The organism is Micromonospora sp. DT227, assembly GCF_049841835.1.
Lineage (GTDB): Bacteria > Actinomycetota > Actinomycetes > Mycobacteriales > Micromonosporaceae > Micromonospora.
In genome coordinates this window covers 138,852-156,292 of the sequence record NZ_JBNCLA010000002.1, presented here as the reverse complement: position 1 = coordinate 156,292, position 17,441 = coordinate 138,852, and the positions used below count along the sequence as shown (strand labels likewise).

The window sequence follows — 17,441 nt, the reverse complement described above, 5'->3', positions numbered from 1 at the left end:
CGCAACCGCGCATGGCCGCGCGTCTTCCCACTTGTTAGGAAGGGGCCCTTGTTAACAGACGTCTGTTAACAAGGGCCCCTTCCTAACACCTCAGGCGGGTTGGACCAGTTCGATCAGCACGCCGCCGGCGTCCTTCGGGTGCACGAAGTTCACCCGGGAGTCCGACGTGCCGCGCCGGGGCGCCTCGTACAGCAGCCGGACGCCGCGCTCGCGCAGCGCCGCGCAGGCCACGTCGATGTCCGCCACCGTGTACGCGACCTGCTGGATGCCCGGCCCGCGCTTGTCCAGGAACTTGCCGATGGTGGTGTCCGGGGAGAGCGGGGCGAGCAGCTGCACCATGCCGCCGGAGGCGTCCGGCCCGACCGCCAGCATCGCCTCGCGTACGCCCTGCTCGTCGTTGGTCTCGGTGTGCACGCAGCGCATCCCGAAGGTGCGCTGGTAGAAGTCGATCGCGGCGTCCAGGTCCGCGACCGCGATCCCGACGTGGTCGATGCGGCGCAGGCCGATGTCTGTGACAAACTCGGCAGCGGGCTCGACGGGGGAGTTCTCAGCCATGGCGCTAGTCTGACCGAACAATCGTTAAGGCGTACAGGTCGGCACCCCTCGGAGGCAGGCATGGCTTCGGTGATCGTCAGCGGCGCGCGAACCCCGATGGGGCGCCTGCTGGGCAACCTCAAGGACCTCCCCGCGACCGCACTCGGTGGCATCGCGATCAAGGCCGCGCTGGAGCGCGCCGGCGTGGCACCGGACCAGGTGCAGTACGTGATCATGGGGCAGGTGCTCCAGGCCGGCGCCGGGCAGATCCCGGCCCGCCAGGCCGCCGTCGAGGCCGGCATCCCGATGTCCACCCCGGCGCTGACCATCAACAAGGTGTGCCTCTCCGGGCTGGACGCCATCGCGCTGGCCGACCAGCTCATCCGGGCCGGCGAGTTCGACATCGTGGTGGCCGGTGGCATGGAGTCGATGACCAACGCCCCGCACCTGCTGCTCGGGCAGCGCTCCGGCTACAAGTACGGCGACGTCACGGTCAAGGACCACATGGCGCTCGACGGTCTCACCGACGCCTGGGACTGCTGCTCGATGGGCGAGTCCACCGAGCGGCACGGCGCGAAGCACGGCATCACCCGCCAGGAGCAGGACGCCTTCGCCGCCGCCAGCCACCAGCGCGCCGCCGCCGCCCAGAAGAACGGCCACTTCGCCGAGGAGATCACCCCGGTGATCATTCCGCAGCGCAAGGGCGACCCGCTGGTGGTCAGCGAGGACGAGGGCATCCGGCCGGACACCACCGCCGAGTCGCTGGGCCGGCTGCGTCCCGCCTTCGCCAAGGACGGCACCATCACCGCCGGCAGTTCCTCGCCGATCTCCGACGGCGCCGCCGCGGTGGTCGTGATGAGCAAGGCCAAGGCCACCGAGCTGGGCCTCACCTGGCTGGCCGAGATCGGCGCGCACGGCAACGTGGCCGGGCCGGACAACTCCCTGCACTCGCAGCCGTCCAACGCCATCAACCACGCGCTGCGCAAGGGCGGCCTGAGCCTGGACGACCTCGACCTCATCGAGATCAACGAGGCGTTCGCCGCGGTCGGCATCCAGTCCACCCGTGACCTCGGGATCAGCGCGGACAAGGTCAACGTCAACGGCGGCGCGATCGCGCTGGGCCACCCGATCGGCATGTCCGGCGCCCGGCTGGTGCTCACGCTGGCGCTGGAGCTGAAGCGGCGCGGTGGCGGCACCGGCGCGGCGGCGCTCTGCGGCGGTGGCGGCCAGGGCGACGCGCTGATCATCCACGTGCCGACGGGCGGCGAGTCGCACGCGTGAGTGACGTGACCAACCCGGCCACCCCTCCGGTGCGCCGCAGCCGCGACGTACCTCTGCTGGTCGAGCGGGCCCGCGCCGGCGACGCCCGTGCGGTGGCCCGGCTGATCACCCTGGTCGAGTCCGGCGACGAGGTGCTGCCGCAGGTCGCGGCGGCCCTCGCGCCGTACGCCGGGCACGCCCAGGTGGTCGGGCTGACCGGTTCGCCGGGCGTGGGCAAGTCGACCACCACGAACGAGCTGGTACGCGCGCTGCGGGCGCGCGGTCACCGGGTCGGCGTGCTGGCCATCGACCCGTCCAGCCCGTTCACCGGCGGGGCGATCCTCGGCGACCGGGTCCGGATGCAGGATCACGCCACCGATCCCGGCGTCTACATCCGTTCCATGTCCAGCCGGGGTCATCTCGGCGGGCTCTCCGCCGCGACGCCCCAGGCGGTGCGCGTGCTGGAGGGCGCCGGCTGCGACGTGGTGCTGGTGGAGACCGTCGGGGTGGGGCAGGCCGAGGTGGAGGTGGCCTCGCTTGCCGACACCACGCTGGTGCTGCTCGCGCCGGGCATGGGTGACGCGATCCAGGCGGTCAAGGCCGGCATCCTGGAGATCGCCGACGTGTTCGTGGTGAACAAGGCCGACCGGGACGGCGCGGACGCCACGGTCCGCGACATCCAGGGCATGATCGCGCTGGGCGAGCGTGGACCGGGGGAGTGGCGTCCGCAGGTGGTGCGCGCGATCGCGGCCCGCGCCGAGGGCATCGACGACATCGCCGCCGCGATCGACAAGCACCGCGACTGGCTGGAGCGCCACGACGAGCTGCGCCGTCGCCGGGAGGCGCGGGCCGCCGCCGAGATCGAGGCGATCGCGCTGGGCGCGCTCCGCGCCCGGATCGGCTCACTGCGCGACGGTACGCAGCTCCCCGCGCTCGCCGCGAAGGTCGCCCAGGGCGCCCTGGACCCCTACGCCGCCGCCGACGACCTCCTCACCCAACTAGCCACCTGACCCCCTCCCCCCCGACCCCTCGTCGATCTTGCGGTTGCTGCCCCGGCAAAGGCGACAAAAGGGGCATTCGCCGGGCACAAAGTCCACGATCGACGGTGGTGTCGGGCGGGGGCGTGGCCGGGGCCGCGTGGCTTGTACGCTCCCGGGGTCGGTTGGAGCGAGGGTGGGGGAGAGCGTGGAGCACGAGGCTACGCAGGAGCTGTCGATCACGCCGGCGGCGACGGCAGGCGGGACGACGCACGTCTCCGACGAGGTGGTGGAGAAGATCGCGGTGGCCGCCGCGAAGTCCGTGCCCGGGGTGGCCGAACTGGGCGGCGACATGGCCCGGTTCTTCAACGCCGTGCTGGACCGGGTCGGCCTGGACCAGGTCGGTGACGCCCGGCGCGGCTGCTCGGCCCATGTCACCGACGGCGCGGCCGTGGTCAACCTGGTCATCGTGATCGACGGCGGTCACCCGGTGCCGCAGGTCACCGACGGTGTGCGGGCCGCGGTCACGTCCGCGGTCGAGGCGTACGGGCTGCGCGTCGACGAGATCAACATTCGGGTGGACGACGTCGCGATCGGGGACGCCGGCGCCGCTGTGCGCTGACGGTGAGTGGGGCTCGCGGCGGGGCGCAGTGCGAGCGGTGGGTGGAACGGCAGGAACGTCAAACGGGCGCGGTGACAGCCATACCGTTCCACCCGCGCGACCAGCACACCCGACTCCCGGGTTACCGGCCGATACGCCGGTCCTTAGCGATCGTTCAGGCATTCGTTCTACACTCGGTCTTCACGAGGACCGAGGAGGAGCTCCGCGCATGGACGCTGACGAGATCGCCGCCGGCCGGGCCCGCTGGCAGGCCCGCTACGACGCCGCCCGCAAGCGCGACGCGGACTTCACCACGCTCTCCGGCCTGCCGGTCGACCCGGTGTACGGCCCGCCGGAGGGGACCGCCTACCCGGGCTTCGAGCGGATCGGCTGGCCGGGCGAGTTCCCGTACACCCGGGGGTTGCACCCGACCGGCTACCGCGGACGGGCCTGGACCATCCGGCAGTTCGCCGGCTTCGGCAACGCCGAGCAGACCAACGAGCGCTACAAGATGATCCTCGGCGCGGGCGGTGGCGGGCTCTCCGTCGCGTTCGACATGCCGACGCTGATGGGCCGCGACTCGGACGACCCGCAGTCGCTCGGCGAGGTCGGCCACTGCGGCGTGGCCATCGACTCGGCCGCCGACATGGAGGTGCTCTTCGACGGCATCGACCTGGCCGGCGTCACCACCTCGATGACCATCTCCGGGCCGGCCGTGCCGGTGTTCTGCATGTACCTGGTCGCCGCCGAGCGCCAGGGCGCCGATGTGTCCACGCTGGACGGCACGCTCCAGACGGACATCTTCAAGGAGTACATCGCGCAGAAGGAGTGGCTCTTCGACCCCGAGCCGCACCTGCGCCTGATCGGCGACCTGATGGAGTACTGCGCGGCGGAGATCCCCCGCTACAAGCCGCTCTCGGTCTCCGGCTACCACATCCGCGAGGCCGGCTCGACCGCCGCGCAGGAGCTGGCGTACACGTTGGCCGACGGGTTCGGCTACGTCGAGCTGGGCCTGTCGCGCGGGCTGGACGTCAACGTGTTCGCCCCCGGGCTGAGCTTCTTCTTCGACTCCCACCTGGACTTCTTCGAGGAGATCGCCAAGTTCCGCGCCGCCCGCCGGATCTGGGCCCGCTGGCTGCGCGACGTGTACGGCGCGACCAGCGAGAAGGCGATGTGGCTGCGGTTCCACACGCAGACCGCCGGGGTGTCGCTGACCGCCCAGCAGCCGGTCAACAACGTGGTACGTACCGCGGTGGAGGCGCTGGCGGCGGTGCTCGGCGGCACCAACTCGCTGCACACCAACGCGCTGGACGAGACGCTGGCCCTGCCCACCGACGAGTCGGCCGAGATCGCCCTGCGGACGCAGCAGGTGCTGATGGAGGAGATCGGCGTGACAAACGTGGCCGACCCGCTCGGCGGCGCCTGGTACGTCGAGGCGCTCACCGACCGGATCGAGGCCGAGGCGGAGGAGATCTTCGCCCGGATCCGGCAGCTCGGCGGCGACGGACCGCACCAGATCGGGCCGATGACCTCCGGCATCCTGCGTGGCATCGAGGACGGCTGGTTCACCGGGCACATCGCCGAGTCGGCGTTCGTCTACCAGCAGGCGCTGGAGAAGGGCGACAAGAAGATCGTCGGCGTCAACTGCCACACCGGCACGGTCGCCAAGGAACTGGAGATCCTCCGCATCTCGCACGAGGTGGAGCTGGAGCAGCGTCGGGTGCTGGCCGAGCGCAAGTCGGCCCGTGACGACGCCGCGGTCACCGCCGCCGTACGCCGGATGGTGGAGGTCAGCCGGACCGGCGGGAACATGATCCCGGCGATGCTGGACGCGGTCCGCGCCGAGGCCACCCTGGGCGAGATCTGCGACGCGTTGCGCGGCGAGTGGGGCGTCTACCGCGAGCCCGCCCGCTTCTAGGCGAGAGGAAGGGCCTTCCTGACGCGGCGTCTGTCAGGAAGGCCCTTCTTGCGCACTCTGAGCAGGGGTGAGAGTCGCAACGTCGCCGTTGCGGGTGAGCGGAGTTCCGTGCGGTACGTGCGAGACTAGACAACCATGAGCGACCCACGGATCACCTCGTCGATCTTCACCCGCGGCGCGGTCGACCTCAGCGCGCTGCGCACCCCCGCACCGGCCGACACCTCTCCCGCCACACCGTCCCAGGGCGGCCCGCCCGCCGGGCTGCCGGGCAGCCCCGCCGGCTCGGCCGCCGTGATCGACGTGACCGAGGCGAACATCCAGTCCGAGGTGCTCGAACGCTCGCTCGCCACACCGGTCGTGGTCTTCTTCGGCGCCGCCGGGTACCCGGAGAGCGACCAGTTCGCACCGGTGCTGGAGCGGCTGGCCGCCGAGGGCGCCGGCGCGTGGCTCCTGGCCCGGGTCGACGTGCAGCAGCAGCCCCGGCTCGCGCAGATGTTCCAACTCCAGACGTTGCCGACCACCTACGCGATCGTCGGCGGGCGGCCGGTCGACGCCTTCCCGGGCGTGGTGCCCGAGGCGCAGCTACGGCAGTGGATCCAGGCCGTGCTCAAGGCCGCCGGCGTCGAGGCGGTCGAGCCGGAGGACCCGCGGCTCGACGCCGCCGACGACGCGCTGATGAGCGGTGACCTGGACGCCGCCGAGGCGGCGTACCGGAAGATCCTGGCCGAGTCCCCGACGGACGCGGCGGCGGAGGCGGGCCTGGCGCAGGTCGGACTGGCCCGCCGGGTGGCCGGCGCGGACCCGCAGGGGGCGCTCGACGCCGCCGCGGCGGCCCCCGACGACGTGGACGCCCAACTGCTGGCCGCCGACATCGAGGTGCTCAGCGGCCTGGCCGACCAGGCCTACCAGCGACTGGTCGGCCTGGTTCGCCGCACCGCCGGTGAGGAGCGGGACCGGGTCCGCCAGCACCTGATCGGCCTGTTCACCATCGCCGGCCCGGACGACCCCGCCGTGGCTTCCGCCCGACGCGCCCTGGCCAGCGCCCTGTTCTGAATTCGTCGCACGCCCGCGCGGGCCGGCGCGCCGCCGGCCCGCCCGACCATCGAGGACGGGAGCTCATGATGCGCCGGATCGCCGTCCTCGACGCGCCGACGAACCTCGGGCTGCGCCCGCCGACGGTCAGCTCCGTGCCCGGCTGCGGCAAGGCGCCCGGCGCGCTGCGCGACCACGGGCTGCTCGCCCGGCTGCGGGCCCGCGACGCCGGCTGTCTCACCCCGCCCCGGTACGACCCGGGCGACTGGCGGCCCGGCGACGGCGTCTGCCACGCGCCGGAGATCTCGACCTACTCGGTGGCGCTGGCCGACCGGATCGGCGCGATCATCGACCGGGGCGAGTTCCCGCTGGTGCTCGGCGGGGACTGCTCGGTGCTGCTCGGCTCGGCGCTGGCCATGCACCGGCTCGGCGAGGCGGTCGGCGGGCGGATCGGGCTGGTCTTCGTGGACGGCCACTCCGACTTTCGGCACCCTGGCAACGCCTCCTACGTCGGCGCGGCGGCGGGGGAGGACCTCGCCCTGGTCACCGGGCGGGGGCAGCCCGACCTGGCCGCCATCGAGGGGCGACGCCCCTACTTCCGGGACATCGACGTGGTGGTGCTCGGCATCCGGGCGCAGGACGAGTACCGCCTCGACCTCCAGGCCGCCGGCATCACCACCCGACCGGTGCCGGCGCTGCGCGCCGAGGGCGCGGCCCGCACCGCCCAGTGGGCGCACGAGCAGCTCGTCGACTGTGCCGGCTACTGGGTGCACATCGACGTGGACGTGCTCGACCCGGCCGTGATGCCCGCCGTCGACGCGCCCGACCCGGGCGGCATCGCCTTCGCCGAGCTGGAGATCCTGCTCGCCGGGCTGGTGGACACGCCGCACTGCCTCGGCGTCGAGTTGACCGTCTTCGACCCCGACTACGACCCGGACGGGGCGTACGCGGCGGAGATCGTGAACACGGTGGTGGCCGGGCTCGCCCCGGTCGTCGCCCCGGACGCGGTGCCGCCCCGGCTGCTGCCGGCCGGCCCGGCGGCCCCGACACCCCGGGCGGGTGACGGCCGGGCGCCGCGCCCGGTGACGACGGTGCCCGTACCCGCCGTCGCGACGGACCCGATCGGCCCGCCGGCTGTCGTGGACGGGGATGACGACGGTGCCGACGACACGGCGGCGTGGCTGCCTGAGCCGGGCGAGAAGGACTCCGGGCCGGCCGTCGGCCCCGGGCTGCTCCGCCGCGTCGCGGTGCCCGGGATGGACGGCGGACCGGTCGGGGAGGCGCCGGCCACCGGGGAACCCGCCTGAGCGACGCCGGACCGCGCGGACCCGGTCAGCGGGTGGGGCCGGTCAGCGGGCCAGGCCGCGCAGGAACCGCTCGGCGATCGGCACCGCGCTGGCCGTGCTGGAGCCGCCCTGCTCGACGAAGACGGCGAAGGCCACGTCGCCCTGCCAGCCCACGAACCAGGCGTGCGTGTGCGCCGGGTTGTTGTCGTACTCCGCGGTGCCGGTCTTGCCGTGCACCGGCTCGCCGGGCACCTTGGCCAGGGCGGTGGCGGTGCCGGCGGTGACCACGCCGCGCATCAGGGTCTTCAGCGCGGCCACCGACTCCGGCTTGAGCGCCGGCCCGGCCGGGGCGGGCTTGCCCGGCGCCGGGTCGAGCAGCAGCTTGGGCTGCTCGAAGCGGCCCCGCGCCACGGCCGCGGTGGCGCCGGCCATCGCCAGCGGGCTGACCAGCGTGGTGCCCTGGCCGATCGCGGCGGCGGCCTGCTCGGTGCGCTCCCCGTTCGCGGAGATCTTGCCGGTGAACACGTCCGCGCCCAGGTCCCACCCGGCCTCCAGCCCGAGCGTGCGGCCGGCCTGGGCGAGCCCGTCCGGGCCGAGCTGCGGGGCCAGCGCGGTGAAGGCGGTGTTGCAGGACTTCGCGAAGTCGGTGGCGAACGGCACCGCGCCGAGCGCGAAGTTGTCCGAGTTCTTGAAGATGCGCCCGTCGACCTCGGCGGTCTTCGGGCAGTTCACCGTGGTCTGCGGGGTCACCGCGCCGCGGTCGAGCAGGCCCAGCGCGCTGACCATCTTGAACGTGGAGCCGGGCGGCACCTGGGCGGTGAACGCGAGGTTCTCGCCGGCCGCGCCGGGGCCGTTCGCGGTGGCCAGCACCGCGCCGTCGCTGATCCGCACCGCGACCAGCGCGGAGCGGCGGGTCTGGCCCCGCAGCGCGGCGTCGGCGGCGTTCTGGGTGGCCACGTCCAGCGTGGTCCGCACCGGCTGGCCGGGCTTCGGGTCGCTGCGGAACACCTCGGTGCCGGTGGGCTCGGTGGCGCCCTCGGCGGCGGGCCGCTCGGTGATCACGGTCACGCCGGGCACGCCACGCAGCCGCTCGTCGTACCGGCCCTGGAGGCCGTCGTGGCCGACCAGGTCGCCGCGGGCGTACCGGTCGGGGTGGGCCTGGAGATCGTCGGCCTGGGCCTGGTCGACGGAGCCGAGCAGCGCCCGGGCGAACTCCCGGGTCGGGGCCAGCATGAGCTGGTCGGTGGGGAACCGGGTGCCGGGCAGGTCGTAGATGCGGGACTTGACCTGCCGGTACGCCTCGTCGCGCAGCGTCACCACCTCGACGAGCGCGTCCCGGTCGACCTCCTTGAGCCGCTTCGGCAGGTCGCTGAGGTCGACCGGCGGGCTGAGCGCGGGCCGGATCGCCTTGAACGCGGCGTCGAGCTTGCGCACCAGGCCGGGCACGTCCTTCACCTCGCCGGGCGCGACCTGGACCCGGACCACCGGACGGGGCGCCACGACGGGCTTGCCGGCGGCGTCCAGCACCGCGGCCCGCTCCGCGGGCTCCCGGCGCAAGGCGAGGTGGTCGCCCTCGGTCAGCTTCTCGTGCACCACGGCCGGCTCCCAGATCACCTGCCACTGGTCGCCGCTGCCCTTGAGGCGCACCGGGTTCTCGTACGCCCAGCGGGCGCCGCCCGGCAGCGCCCAGGTCAGCCGGACCCGGGCGGTGGCGATGTCGCCGGCGGTGGTGACCTCGCCGGTGCGTTCCAGCGTCGGCGGCGTCGCGGCCAGGTCACCGGAGAGCGCCTTCAACTGCTTGGTCACCTCGGCCGCCGGCACCCGCGCGCCGGTCGGCGCGAGGAAGCCGACCGGTTGCAGGTCACCCGAGCGCCAGCCGCTCAGGAAGGCGTCGACGGTGCTCCCCGGCCCGTCCTCGCCGGAGCACCCGGTCACCGCGCCGGCGGCCAGCAGCGCGGCGACCAGCGCCGCGATCGGCCGGCGGCGGGATTGGCGACGGGGGTGGACGGGGTACGACAGGGGCATGAAGCGGTCCCTCCGGTGTGAAGCTGACCTGCACGCTAGTACGCCACGCGGCTCCCCACCGTCCCGCCACCGCCCGCGGCGGGTTCAGAAGTGGCATGTGGCAGTGTGATGAACATCGCCAGCCGGGTAATCCGCGACCGGCCGACCACGGACCCGCAACAGGTGAAAGGGCACAGTCCCGATCCGGACGTCCGGCCAGTGGTCCGCCGACGGAGGGGCACAACGGCAGGGCCTAGGCTGGGCGGCAGAGTGACCCACAACGCGGTGGGTCGAGGGGAGTGGCACCGATGGACCGGCGTCCGGCGATCAAACCGGGACCCGATCTCCAGGCTGACACCAGCCGGGACGATGACAGCTTCGATTCGGCGACCGACGGGGACGGTTTCGGCCGTCTCGACACAGGAGTGACCGGCCTGACCGGTTCCAGCATCGACACCCTCTACGACCTGGGCCTGCCCGCGCAGGCACTGGCCGACGACGTGGAGGACGCCGAGCTGGACGAGCCGGTGCCCAACGCGGAGCGGCTGGTCGCCCAGGCGGTCGCGCTGGCCGGCGACGACCACGACGCGGCCACGCTGGTGGACCGGTTCTGGCGGTTCGCGCCGGACGAGGAGCTGATCGGCTTCACCGCCGAGGAGATGCTGGAGGCGGCCCGGGCCCACCGGGACCTGGCCCAGCAGCGGGTGCCGGGCGAGCTGAAACTGCGCATCCACGAGCCGGACGCCGAGCAGCACCACACGGTCGTCGAGATCGTCACCGACGACATGCCGTTCCTGGTCGACTCGGTCACCGCGCTGCTGAACTCCCGCCACCTCGACGTGCACCTGCTGGTGCACCCGCTGGTGGTGGTTCGGCGGGAGCCGCTGGGCCGGCTCACCGAGGTCTCCGCGGACGTGGAGCCGGACGACGCGATCGCCGGTGACCTGGTCGAGAGCTGGATGCGGATCGAGATCGACCCGGTCCGCGACCCGGCCGAGCGGGAGGCGGTGCGCCGCGAGCTCCAGCGGGTGCTCACCGACGTGCGCGAGGCCGTCGAGGACTGGCCCAAGATGCGGCAGCGGGCGTTGGCGCTCGCCGACGAGCTGGCCGCCGCGCGGACGTCGGACAGCCGCCCGCCGGTGCCGGAGAAGGACATCACGGACTCGGTGGAGCTGCTGCGCTGGCTGGCGCACGACCACTTCACGTTCCTCGGCTACCGGGAGTACCGCCTGGTCGACGCGGACGGGGCGGCCGGCGGGCAGGCGCTGGAGGCGGTCCTCGGCACCGGGCTGGGCATCCTGCGGTCCGACTCGCCGGAGGCCCGGTCGCTGAACTCGATGACCCCGGAGGCGCACGAGCGGGTGCTGGAGAAGCGCCTGCTCATCATCACCAAGGCCAACTCCCGGGCCACCGTGCACCGCTCGGCCTACCTCGACTACATCGGCTTCAAGATCTTCAACGAGGCCGGCGAGGTGGTCGGGGAGCGGCGCTTCCTGGGCCTGTTCTCCACCGCCGCGTACCGGACCAGCGTGCAGGAGCTGCCGGTGGTCCGCCGCAAGGTCGCCGAGGTGCTGGACCGCTCCGGCCTGAGCCTGCGCAGCCACTCCGGCAAGGACCTGCTCCAGATCCTGGAGACCTACCCGCGCGACGAGCTGTTCCAGATCAAGACCGACGACCTCTACCACGCGGTGATCGGCGTGCTGCGAATGGCCGGCCGCCGGCAGCTCCGCGTCTTCCTGCGCCGGGACGCGTACGGGCGGTTCATCTCCTGCCTGATCTACCTGCCCCGGGACCGGTTCACCACGCAGAACCGGCTGCGCATGCAGGACATCCTGCTGCGCGAGCTGAACGGCGTCGGCGTCGACTACACCACCCGGGTCACCGAGTCGATGCTGGCCCGGGTGCACTTCATCGTCCGCACCGACCCGAACAGCCCGCCCGGCGAGATCGACGCCGACCTGCTCGCCGAGGAGCTGGCCGACGCCACCCGGCTCTGGGACGACGACTACCGGCTGGTGCTGGAGCGCAAGCTCGGCGACGAGCAGGCCAAGCACCTGTTCAGCCGGTACGCCGACGCGTTCCCGGAGGGCTACAAGGACGGGCACACGCCGTACGAGGCGATGAAGGACCTGGCCAAGCTGGAGCTGCTGGAGGAGCCCGGCCAGCTCGAGATGCACCTGTTCCGCAAGCAGTTGGCGCCGCGGGCCTACTCGGGCCGGGCGAACGACGGCGACGAGTCGCTGGACGTGCGGTTCAAGGTCTACCGGTACGGCGAGCCGATGATGCTCTCCGCCGTGCTGCCGGTGCTGCACTCGCTCGGCGTGAAGGTGGTCGACGAGCACCCGTACGAGGTGGAGCGCGTCGACGGCCGGATCTGGCTCTACGACTTCGGGCTGGAGCTGCCGGAACGGCACCAGGACCTGGCCGAGGTGCGCCCGCACGTGGAGAACGCGTTCGCCGCCGCCTGGCGGGGCGAGGCCGAGGTGGACGGCTTCAACGAGCTGGTGCTGCGCACCGGGCTCACCTGGCGGCAGGTGGTCGTGCTGCGCGCGTACGCGAAGTACCTGCGGCAGGCCGGCACGGTGTTCTCCCAGGAGTACATGGAACAGACGTTCATCGCGTACCCGAGCATCGCCGGGCTGCTGGTGCAGCTCTTCGAGATCCGGTTCGCGCCCAGCCCCATCACGATGGACGAGCGGCGCCAGCGCGGCGCCGAGCTGGTCGACGCGATCGGCGAGGCGCTGGACGAGGTGGCCAGCCTCGACCAGGACCGCATCCTGCGGGCCTTCCTGACGTTGATCCAGGCCACGCTGCGTACCAGCTTCTACCAGAAGCCGGTGGGCGGGCGGCCCAAGCCGTACGTGGCGTTCAAGCTGGACCCGCAGGCCATCCCGGACCTGCCGGCGCCGCGGCCGAAGTTCGAGATCTTCGTCTACTCGCCCCGGTTCGAGGGCGTGCACCTGCGGTTCGGGCCGGTGGCCCGGGGCGGCCTGCGCTGGTCCGACCGGCGCGAGGACTTCCGCACCGAGGTGCTGGGCCTGGTCAAGGCGCAGATGGTGAAGAACGCGGTGATCGTGCCGGTGGGCGCCAAGGGCGGCTTCGTGCTCAAGCAGAAGCCGGGCGACCGGGACGAGGCGGTGGTCTGCTACAAGGAGTTCATCTCCGCGCTGCTCGACGTCACGGACAACATCGTCAGCGGCGAGATCGTGCCGCCCGAGGACGTGGTCCGGCACGACGCCGACGACCCCTACCTGGTGGTGGCGGCGGACAAGGGCACCGCGACGTTCTCCGACATCGCCAACGAGATCTCCACCGCGCACCGCTTCTGGCTCGGTGACGCGTTCGCCTCCGGCGGCTCGGCCGGCTACGACCACAAGAAGATGGGCATCACCGCCCGGGGCGCCTGGGAGTCGGTGAAGCGGCACTTCCGGGAGCTGGGGCACGACACCCAGACCCAGGACTTCACAGTGGTCGGCGTCGGCGACATGTCCGGCGACGTGTTCGGCAACGGGATGCTGCTCTCCGAGCACATCCGGCTGGTGGCCGCGTTCGACCACCGGCACATCTTCCTGGACCCGGACCCGGACGCGGCCACCTCGTTCGCCGAGCGCAAGCGGCTGTTCGACCTGCCCCGGTCGTCCTGGGAGGACTACGACCCGGAGCTGATCTCGGAAGGCGGCGGCATCTTCCCGCGTACCGCGAAGTCGGTGCCGCTCACGCCGCAGGTCCGCGCGGTGCTCGGCCTCGACGACGACGTCACGCAGCTCAGCCCGCAGGAGCTGATGAAGGCGATCGTCACCGCGCCGGTGGACCTGTTCTGGAACGGCGGCATCGGCACCTACGTGAAGGCGTCGACGCAGACCAACGCCGAGGTCGGGGACAAGTCCAACGACGCCATCCGGGTGGACGGCAAGAGCCTGCGCTGCCGGGTGGTCGGCGAGGGCGGCAACCTGGGCTTCACCCAGCAGGGCCGGATCGAGTACGCCGCCGGCGGTGGACGCATCTACACCGACTTCATCGACAACGCGGCCGGGGTGGACTGCTCCGACCACGAGGTGAACATCAAGATCCTGCTGAACACCGCGGTCGCCGACGGGGAGCTGGACCGGCCGGAGCGGGACGAGTTGCTGGCCCAGATGACCGACGAGGTCGCCGAGCTGGTGCTGCGGGACAACTACGACCAGGCGCGGGCGCTCAACAACGCCCAGACCCAGGCCGCCTCGCTGCTCCCGGTGCACCGCCGGATGATCAACGAGCTGGAGCGGTCCGGCGCGCTGGACCGGGCGCTGGAGGCGCTGCCGTCGGACGAGGAGCTGGCGGTCCGCACCGAGACCGGGCTGACCCCGCCGGAGTTCGCGGTGCTGCTCGCGTACGTGAAGATCGTGCTGGAGCGGGAGATCGTCAGCGAGGGGCTGGCGGACGAGGAGTGGACGACCGACGTCCTGGTCAACTACTTCCCGACCCCGCTGCGGCAGCGCTTCGCCGACCGGATGGGCCGGCACCGGCTGCGCCGGGACATCGTCACCACGGTGCTGGTCAACGAGGCGATCAACCGGGGCGGCATCTCGTTCGTGTTCCGGGTGGTCGAGGAGACGGCCGCCTCGGCGGCGGACGTGCTGCGCGCGTACGTGGTGGTCCGTGAGGTGTTCGGGCTGGGCGAGCTGTGGAACGCGGTCGAGGCGCTGGACAACAAGGTCTCGCCCGAGTTGCAGACCGCCGTCTACCTGGACACCCGACGGCTGCTCGACCGCGCGGTGCGTTGGCTGGTCACCAACCGGCGCTCGCCGATCGACGTGCCGGCGGAGATCACCCGGCTGCGGGACGGCGTGGCCCAGCTCATGCCGGACCTGGAGCACCTGTTCTGGGGCACCGAGCGGGAGGCGATCGCGGCGCACATCGAGACGCTCGTCGGCAAGGGGCTGCCGCGTGAGCTGGCCGTGCAGGCGACCCGCCTGATGTACAGCTTCGGCCTGCTCGACATCGTCGAGACGGCGAAGACGACCGGGCGGGAGGTGAGCGAGGTGGCCTCGGTCTACTTCGTGCTCTCCGACCGGTTCCGGGTGGACGCGCTGCTGTCGAAGATCTCCCTGCTGCCGCGGGAGGACCGCTGGCAGACGCTGGCCCGGATGGCGCTGCGCTACGACCTGTACGCCGCGCTGGCCGCGCTCACCGCGGAGGTGCTCAGCTCCACCTCGGACAGCCAGCCGCCGGTGGAGCGGGTGCAGGAGTGGGAGCAGGCGAACGCGACCTCGATCCACCGGGCGCACCGGGCGATGGGGGAGTTCGACGAGTCCCGCGCCGACCTGTCCGCCCTGTCCGTCCTGCTGCGCCAGATCCGTACCCTGGTCCGCACCTCGGCAGCGGCCTGACGCGCCACGTCACTGATGCACGGAAAGAGTGCCCATCGCGCTTCGGATGGGCACTCTTTCCGTGTCTGAGGTGGATCAGCGGGTCATCCGGGCGTAGACCACGATGTTGTTCAGGTAGCTGCCGGCGGTCCGGTCGAACACCCCGCCGCAGGTGACCACGCGCAGGCCGGGCACGGTGGACGGGCCGTAGACCTGCTCCGCCGGGAAGGCGGTCTTCGGGTACGACCGGACCTCCTCCACGGTGAACGTGACGGTCGAGCCGTCCTGCCGGGACACGGCGATGGTGTCGCCCGGCACCAGCGCGCCCAGGTTGAAGAAGACCGCCGGGCCGAGCTTGGCGGAGTCGACGTGCCCGACGATCACGGCGTTGCCGACCTCGCCGGGGCTGGCGCCGGGGGAGTACCAGCCCGCCTTCATCGCCTGGTCCAGCGGGGGCACCTGGACCGTTCCGTCCGGGTTGGTGCCGAGCGTCATGACCTCGGCGCGGACCCCGATCCGGGGGATCACGACGGTGGTGGGCGCGGAGCGGGGCAGTGCGGCCGGGGCACCCGTGGGCCCGGTCGGTGCGGCGCCGGGGGCCACCGGCACGCTCCCGAGCGGTGTGCCCGGCGCGGTCCCGGTCCCCGCCGGTGTGCCCGGCCCGGTCCCCGCCGGCGTTCCTGGCGCGGTGCCGGGCGGGGTCGCCGGTGCGGCGCCGGGTGGCGTGCCCGGCGCGGTGCCGGGCGGCGTGGCCGGATCGGCGTAGGTGGTCGACGGGCCGTCCCAGGGCGCGCCGCCGTCGGCGTCCGGATCGGTGTCGGAGGCGGTGGGCGGGTCGGTGGCATCCGTCGTGCCGGCCGGTCCGGCCTGCGCGATCGGCTGCGGCGGGGTGGGCGGCGGGACGGTGCGGACGGATGCGCCGATCAGGCCGGAGCCCACCATGGCGAGCAGGACGACGACGGCCGCGCCGACGGCGCGCCACGGTTTCCCGTGACGGCCGCCGGCCCGGTTCGTCGTCCGGTCAGACCAGGCCACCGGCCCGCCGCCGACGCATCAGCACCAGTCCGCCGAGTGCGGCGGCACCGATCATGCCGGCGCCTCCGGTGGCGAGACCACGGTCCAGGCCGGTGGTGGCCATGCCGCCGTCACCGCCGTCGACCCCGCCCCGGGGGAGGACCACCAGTTCGCCCTCGCCGCAGGAGCCGTTCAGCTCGTAGCGGCCCGGGTGGACGTCCTCGGAGACGCGGGCCTCGCCGTAGTAGACGAAGTCCTTCCCGTGTTCCCAGCCGGCCTCGTCCTCGCCGTGGCCGTACCCCTTGTCGTCCTGCCAGTCGCCGTGTTGCTCGTCCTTGGCGTCCCTGCCCTGCTCGTCCTTGCCGGCCTCCGGCGGGGCACCGTGCTCGTCCTTGCCGTCCTTGCCGTGCTCGTCCTTGCCCTGTTCGTCCTTGCCCTGTTCGTCCTTGCCCTGTTCGTCCTTGCCGTGCTCGTCCTTGCCGTGCTCGTCCTTGTTGGCCTCGGGCGGGGCACCGTGTCCGTCCTTGCCGTCGGTGCCGTGCTCGTCCCGGGTCCAGTCGGCAGCCGTCCAGCCCGGCTCGGCGTCCTGGCCGTACTCCTCGTGGCCCTGCGGTCCCAGATCCCCGGCGTCGGCGGCCATGCCGGCATCCATACCGCCCGGCTTCGGCGCGTCGGCCGGCGGCTCCGGCATGCCCGCCTCGCCGGGACCGTGCCCGTCCGTGCCCTTCTCGTCCTTGCCCTCGGGACCCTTGCCCTCGGGACCCTTGCCCTGTTCGTTCTTGCCCTGCTCTTCCTTGCCGTGCTCGTCCTTGCCGTCCTTGGCGTCCTTGCCGTGCTCGTCCTTGTTGGCCTCGGGCGGGGCACCGTGCCCGTCCTTGCCATCGGGACCCTGGTCCGCGTCCTCGGCCCAGTCGCCGCCCTTGTCGGCCCAGTCGCCGCCCTTGTCGGCCCAGTCGCCGCCCTTGTCGGCCCAGTCGCCGCCCTTGTCGGACCAGTCACCGCCCTTGTCGGACCAGTCGCCGTGCTCCCCCTCCCGGGCCGGGTGGAGGTCGACCTTGCCGGTCACCTTCGACCAGACGTAGGCGTGCTCCTGGGGCTCCGGGCAGATCTGGAGCAGTTCCACGGTGTCACCGGCCTTGACCACGTGCGGCTTGGCGATCACCTTGCCCTCGTCGTCGTGCCCGCCTGCGTAGGCCATTCCCGGGGTGAACACGAGAAGGCCCGCGCCGCCGAGAGCGGCACCCGCGACGATCTTCCCGAGCATCTTGTCAGCCATACCAGCGTCACTCCATCCCTGTTCGTCCTGAGCCCGACGTCAGTCGAGCTACGGCCGACGTTAGACCTTTTCGCGACCTATCCGGGGAAAGTTTCGTTTTTCGGGCTTTGTCGATGATGTGGCATTTCGCGTAGCGCCGACCATCCCCGAGCCCTCTGCGCCCTCTGCGCCTCCCGACCGGGTCCCCGGCA

Annotated in this window: 11 protein-coding genes; 7 read left to right on the top strand and 4 right to left on the bottom strand. The window is 72.6% G+C overall.

All coding sequences use genetic code 11. The features are described from left to right. Positions 1-90: 90 nt before the first annotated feature. Entirely contained in the window at positions 91-555 is a 465-nt protein-coding gene (gene mce / locus ACLQ2W_RS09690) for a methylmalonyl-CoA epimerase (RefSeq protein ID WP_107157028.1), read from the bottom strand. Positions 556-615: 60 nt separating this feature from the next. Here mce and ACLQ2W_RS09685 point away from each other — a divergent pair, with 60 nt between their 5' ends. From ACLQ2W_RS09685 to ACLQ2W_RS09660, 6 genes are all read left to right on the top strand, one after another. Beyond that, on the top strand, positions 616-1,815 hold the full coding sequence (locus ACLQ2W_RS09685) for an acetyl-CoA C-acetyltransferase (RefSeq protein WP_405090965.1): 1,200 nt from the start codon (positions 616-618) through the stop codon (positions 1,813-1,815). Next, complete coding sequence (gene meaB, locus ACLQ2W_RS09680) at positions 1,812-2,804, top strand: methylmalonyl Co-A mutase-associated GTPase MeaB (protein WP_107157030.1); 993 nt, start codon at positions 1,812-1,814, stop codon at positions 2,802-2,804. Before ACLQ2W_RS09685 ends, meaB begins: the two co-directional genes overlap by 4 nt. A 175-nt stretch (positions 2,805-2,979) precedes the next feature. Beyond that, positions 2,980-3,393, top strand: coding sequence for an Asp23/Gls24 family envelope stress response protein (locus tag ACLQ2W_RS09675; RefSeq protein ID WP_425786138.1), 414 nt, complete (start codon positions 2,980-2,982; stop codon positions 3,391-3,393). 208 nt (positions 3,394-3,601) lie between these two features. Continuing rightward, the gene (locus ACLQ2W_RS09670; protein WP_425786137.1) at positions 3,602-5,290 is read left to right on the top strand and encodes an acyl-CoA mutase large subunit family protein; all 1,689 of its coding nucleotides are present in this window, start codon (positions 3,602-3,604) and stop codon (positions 5,288-5,290) included. Positions 5,291-5,425: 135 nt separating this feature from the next. Continuing rightward, a complete protein-coding gene (locus ACLQ2W_RS09665) occupies positions 5,426-6,343 on the top strand; it encodes a tetratricopeptide repeat protein (RefSeq protein ID WP_425786136.1) in 918 nt (305 codons plus the stop codon). Between the two features lie 65 nt (positions 6,344-6,408). Further along, positions 6,409-7,629 (top strand): arginase family protein, encoded by a 1,221-nt coding sequence (locus tag ACLQ2W_RS09660; protein WP_425786135.1) that lies wholly within the window; start codon positions 6,409-6,411, stop codon positions 7,627-7,629. Positions 7,630-7,671: 42 nt separating this feature from the next. On the opposite strand, the gene ACLQ2W_RS09655 is transcribed toward ACLQ2W_RS09660, so the two are convergent. Beyond that, on the bottom strand, positions 7,672-9,633 hold the full coding sequence (locus ACLQ2W_RS09655; RefSeq protein WP_425786134.1) for a penicillin-binding transpeptidase domain-containing protein: 1,962 nt from the start codon (positions 9,631-9,633) through the stop codon (positions 7,672-7,674). A gap of 287 nt (positions 9,634-9,920) precedes the next feature. Here ACLQ2W_RS09655 and ACLQ2W_RS09650 point away from each other — a divergent pair, with 287 nt between their 5' ends. Continuing rightward, positions 9,921-14,981, top strand: coding sequence for an NAD-glutamate dehydrogenase (locus tag ACLQ2W_RS09650; protein ID WP_425786133.1), 5,061 nt, complete (start codon positions 9,921-9,923; stop codon positions 14,979-14,981). A gap of 75 nt (positions 14,982-15,056) precedes the next feature. Here the strand turns inward: ACLQ2W_RS09650 and ACLQ2W_RS09645 are convergent, their stop codons facing one another. After that, positions 15,057-15,902 carry a class F sortase gene (locus tag ACLQ2W_RS09645; protein ID WP_425786471.1) on the bottom strand — a complete coding sequence of 282 codons (846 nt, stop codon included), beginning with the start codon at positions 15,900-15,902 and terminating at the stop codon, positions 15,057-15,059. Positions 15,903-15,981: 79 nt separating this feature from the next. After that, positions 15,982-17,250 carry a hypothetical protein gene (locus tag ACLQ2W_RS09640; RefSeq protein ID WP_425786132.1) on the bottom strand — a complete coding sequence of 423 codons (1,269 nt, stop codon included), beginning with the start codon at positions 17,248-17,250 and terminating at the stop codon, positions 15,982-15,984. Positions 17,251-17,441: the final 191 nt, after the last annotated feature.

Excerpts from the sequence above, each read along its gene's own strand:
- ACLQ2W_RS09640 (WP_425786132.1), bottom strand. The coding sequence starts at position 17,250 with ATGGCTGACAAGATGCTCGGGAAGATCGTCGCGGGTGCCGCTCTCGGC.
- ACLQ2W_RS09665 (WP_425786136.1), top strand. The coding sequence starts at position 5,426 with ATGAGCGACCCACGGATCACCTCGTCGATCTTCACCCGCGGCGCGGTC.
- ACLQ2W_RS09645 (WP_425786471.1), bottom strand. The coding sequence starts at position 15,902 with ATGGTGGGCTCCGGCCTGATCGGCGCATCCGTCCGCACCGTCCCGCCG.
- ACLQ2W_RS09670 (WP_425786137.1), top strand. The coding sequence starts at position 3,602 with ATGGACGCTGACGAGATCGCCGCCGGCCGGGCCCGCTGGCAGGCCCGC.
- ACLQ2W_RS09655 (WP_425786134.1), bottom strand. The coding sequence starts at position 9,633 with ATGCCCCTGTCGTACCCCGTCCACCCCCGTCGCCAATCCCGCCGCCGG.
- ACLQ2W_RS09685 (WP_405090965.1), top strand. The coding sequence starts at position 616 with ATGGCTTCGGTGATCGTCAGCGGCGCGCGAACCCCGATGGGGCGCCTG.
- ACLQ2W_RS09650 (WP_425786133.1), top strand. The coding sequence starts at position 9,921 with ATGGACCGGCGTCCGGCGATCAAACCGGGACCCGATCTCCAGGCTGAC.
- mce (WP_107157028.1), bottom strand. The coding sequence starts at position 555 with ATGGCTGAGAACTCCCCCGTCGAGCCCGCTGCCGAGTTTGTCACAGAC.
- ACLQ2W_RS09660 (WP_425786135.1), top strand. The coding sequence starts at position 6,409 with ATGATGCGCCGGATCGCCGTCCTCGACGCGCCGACGAACCTCGGGCTG.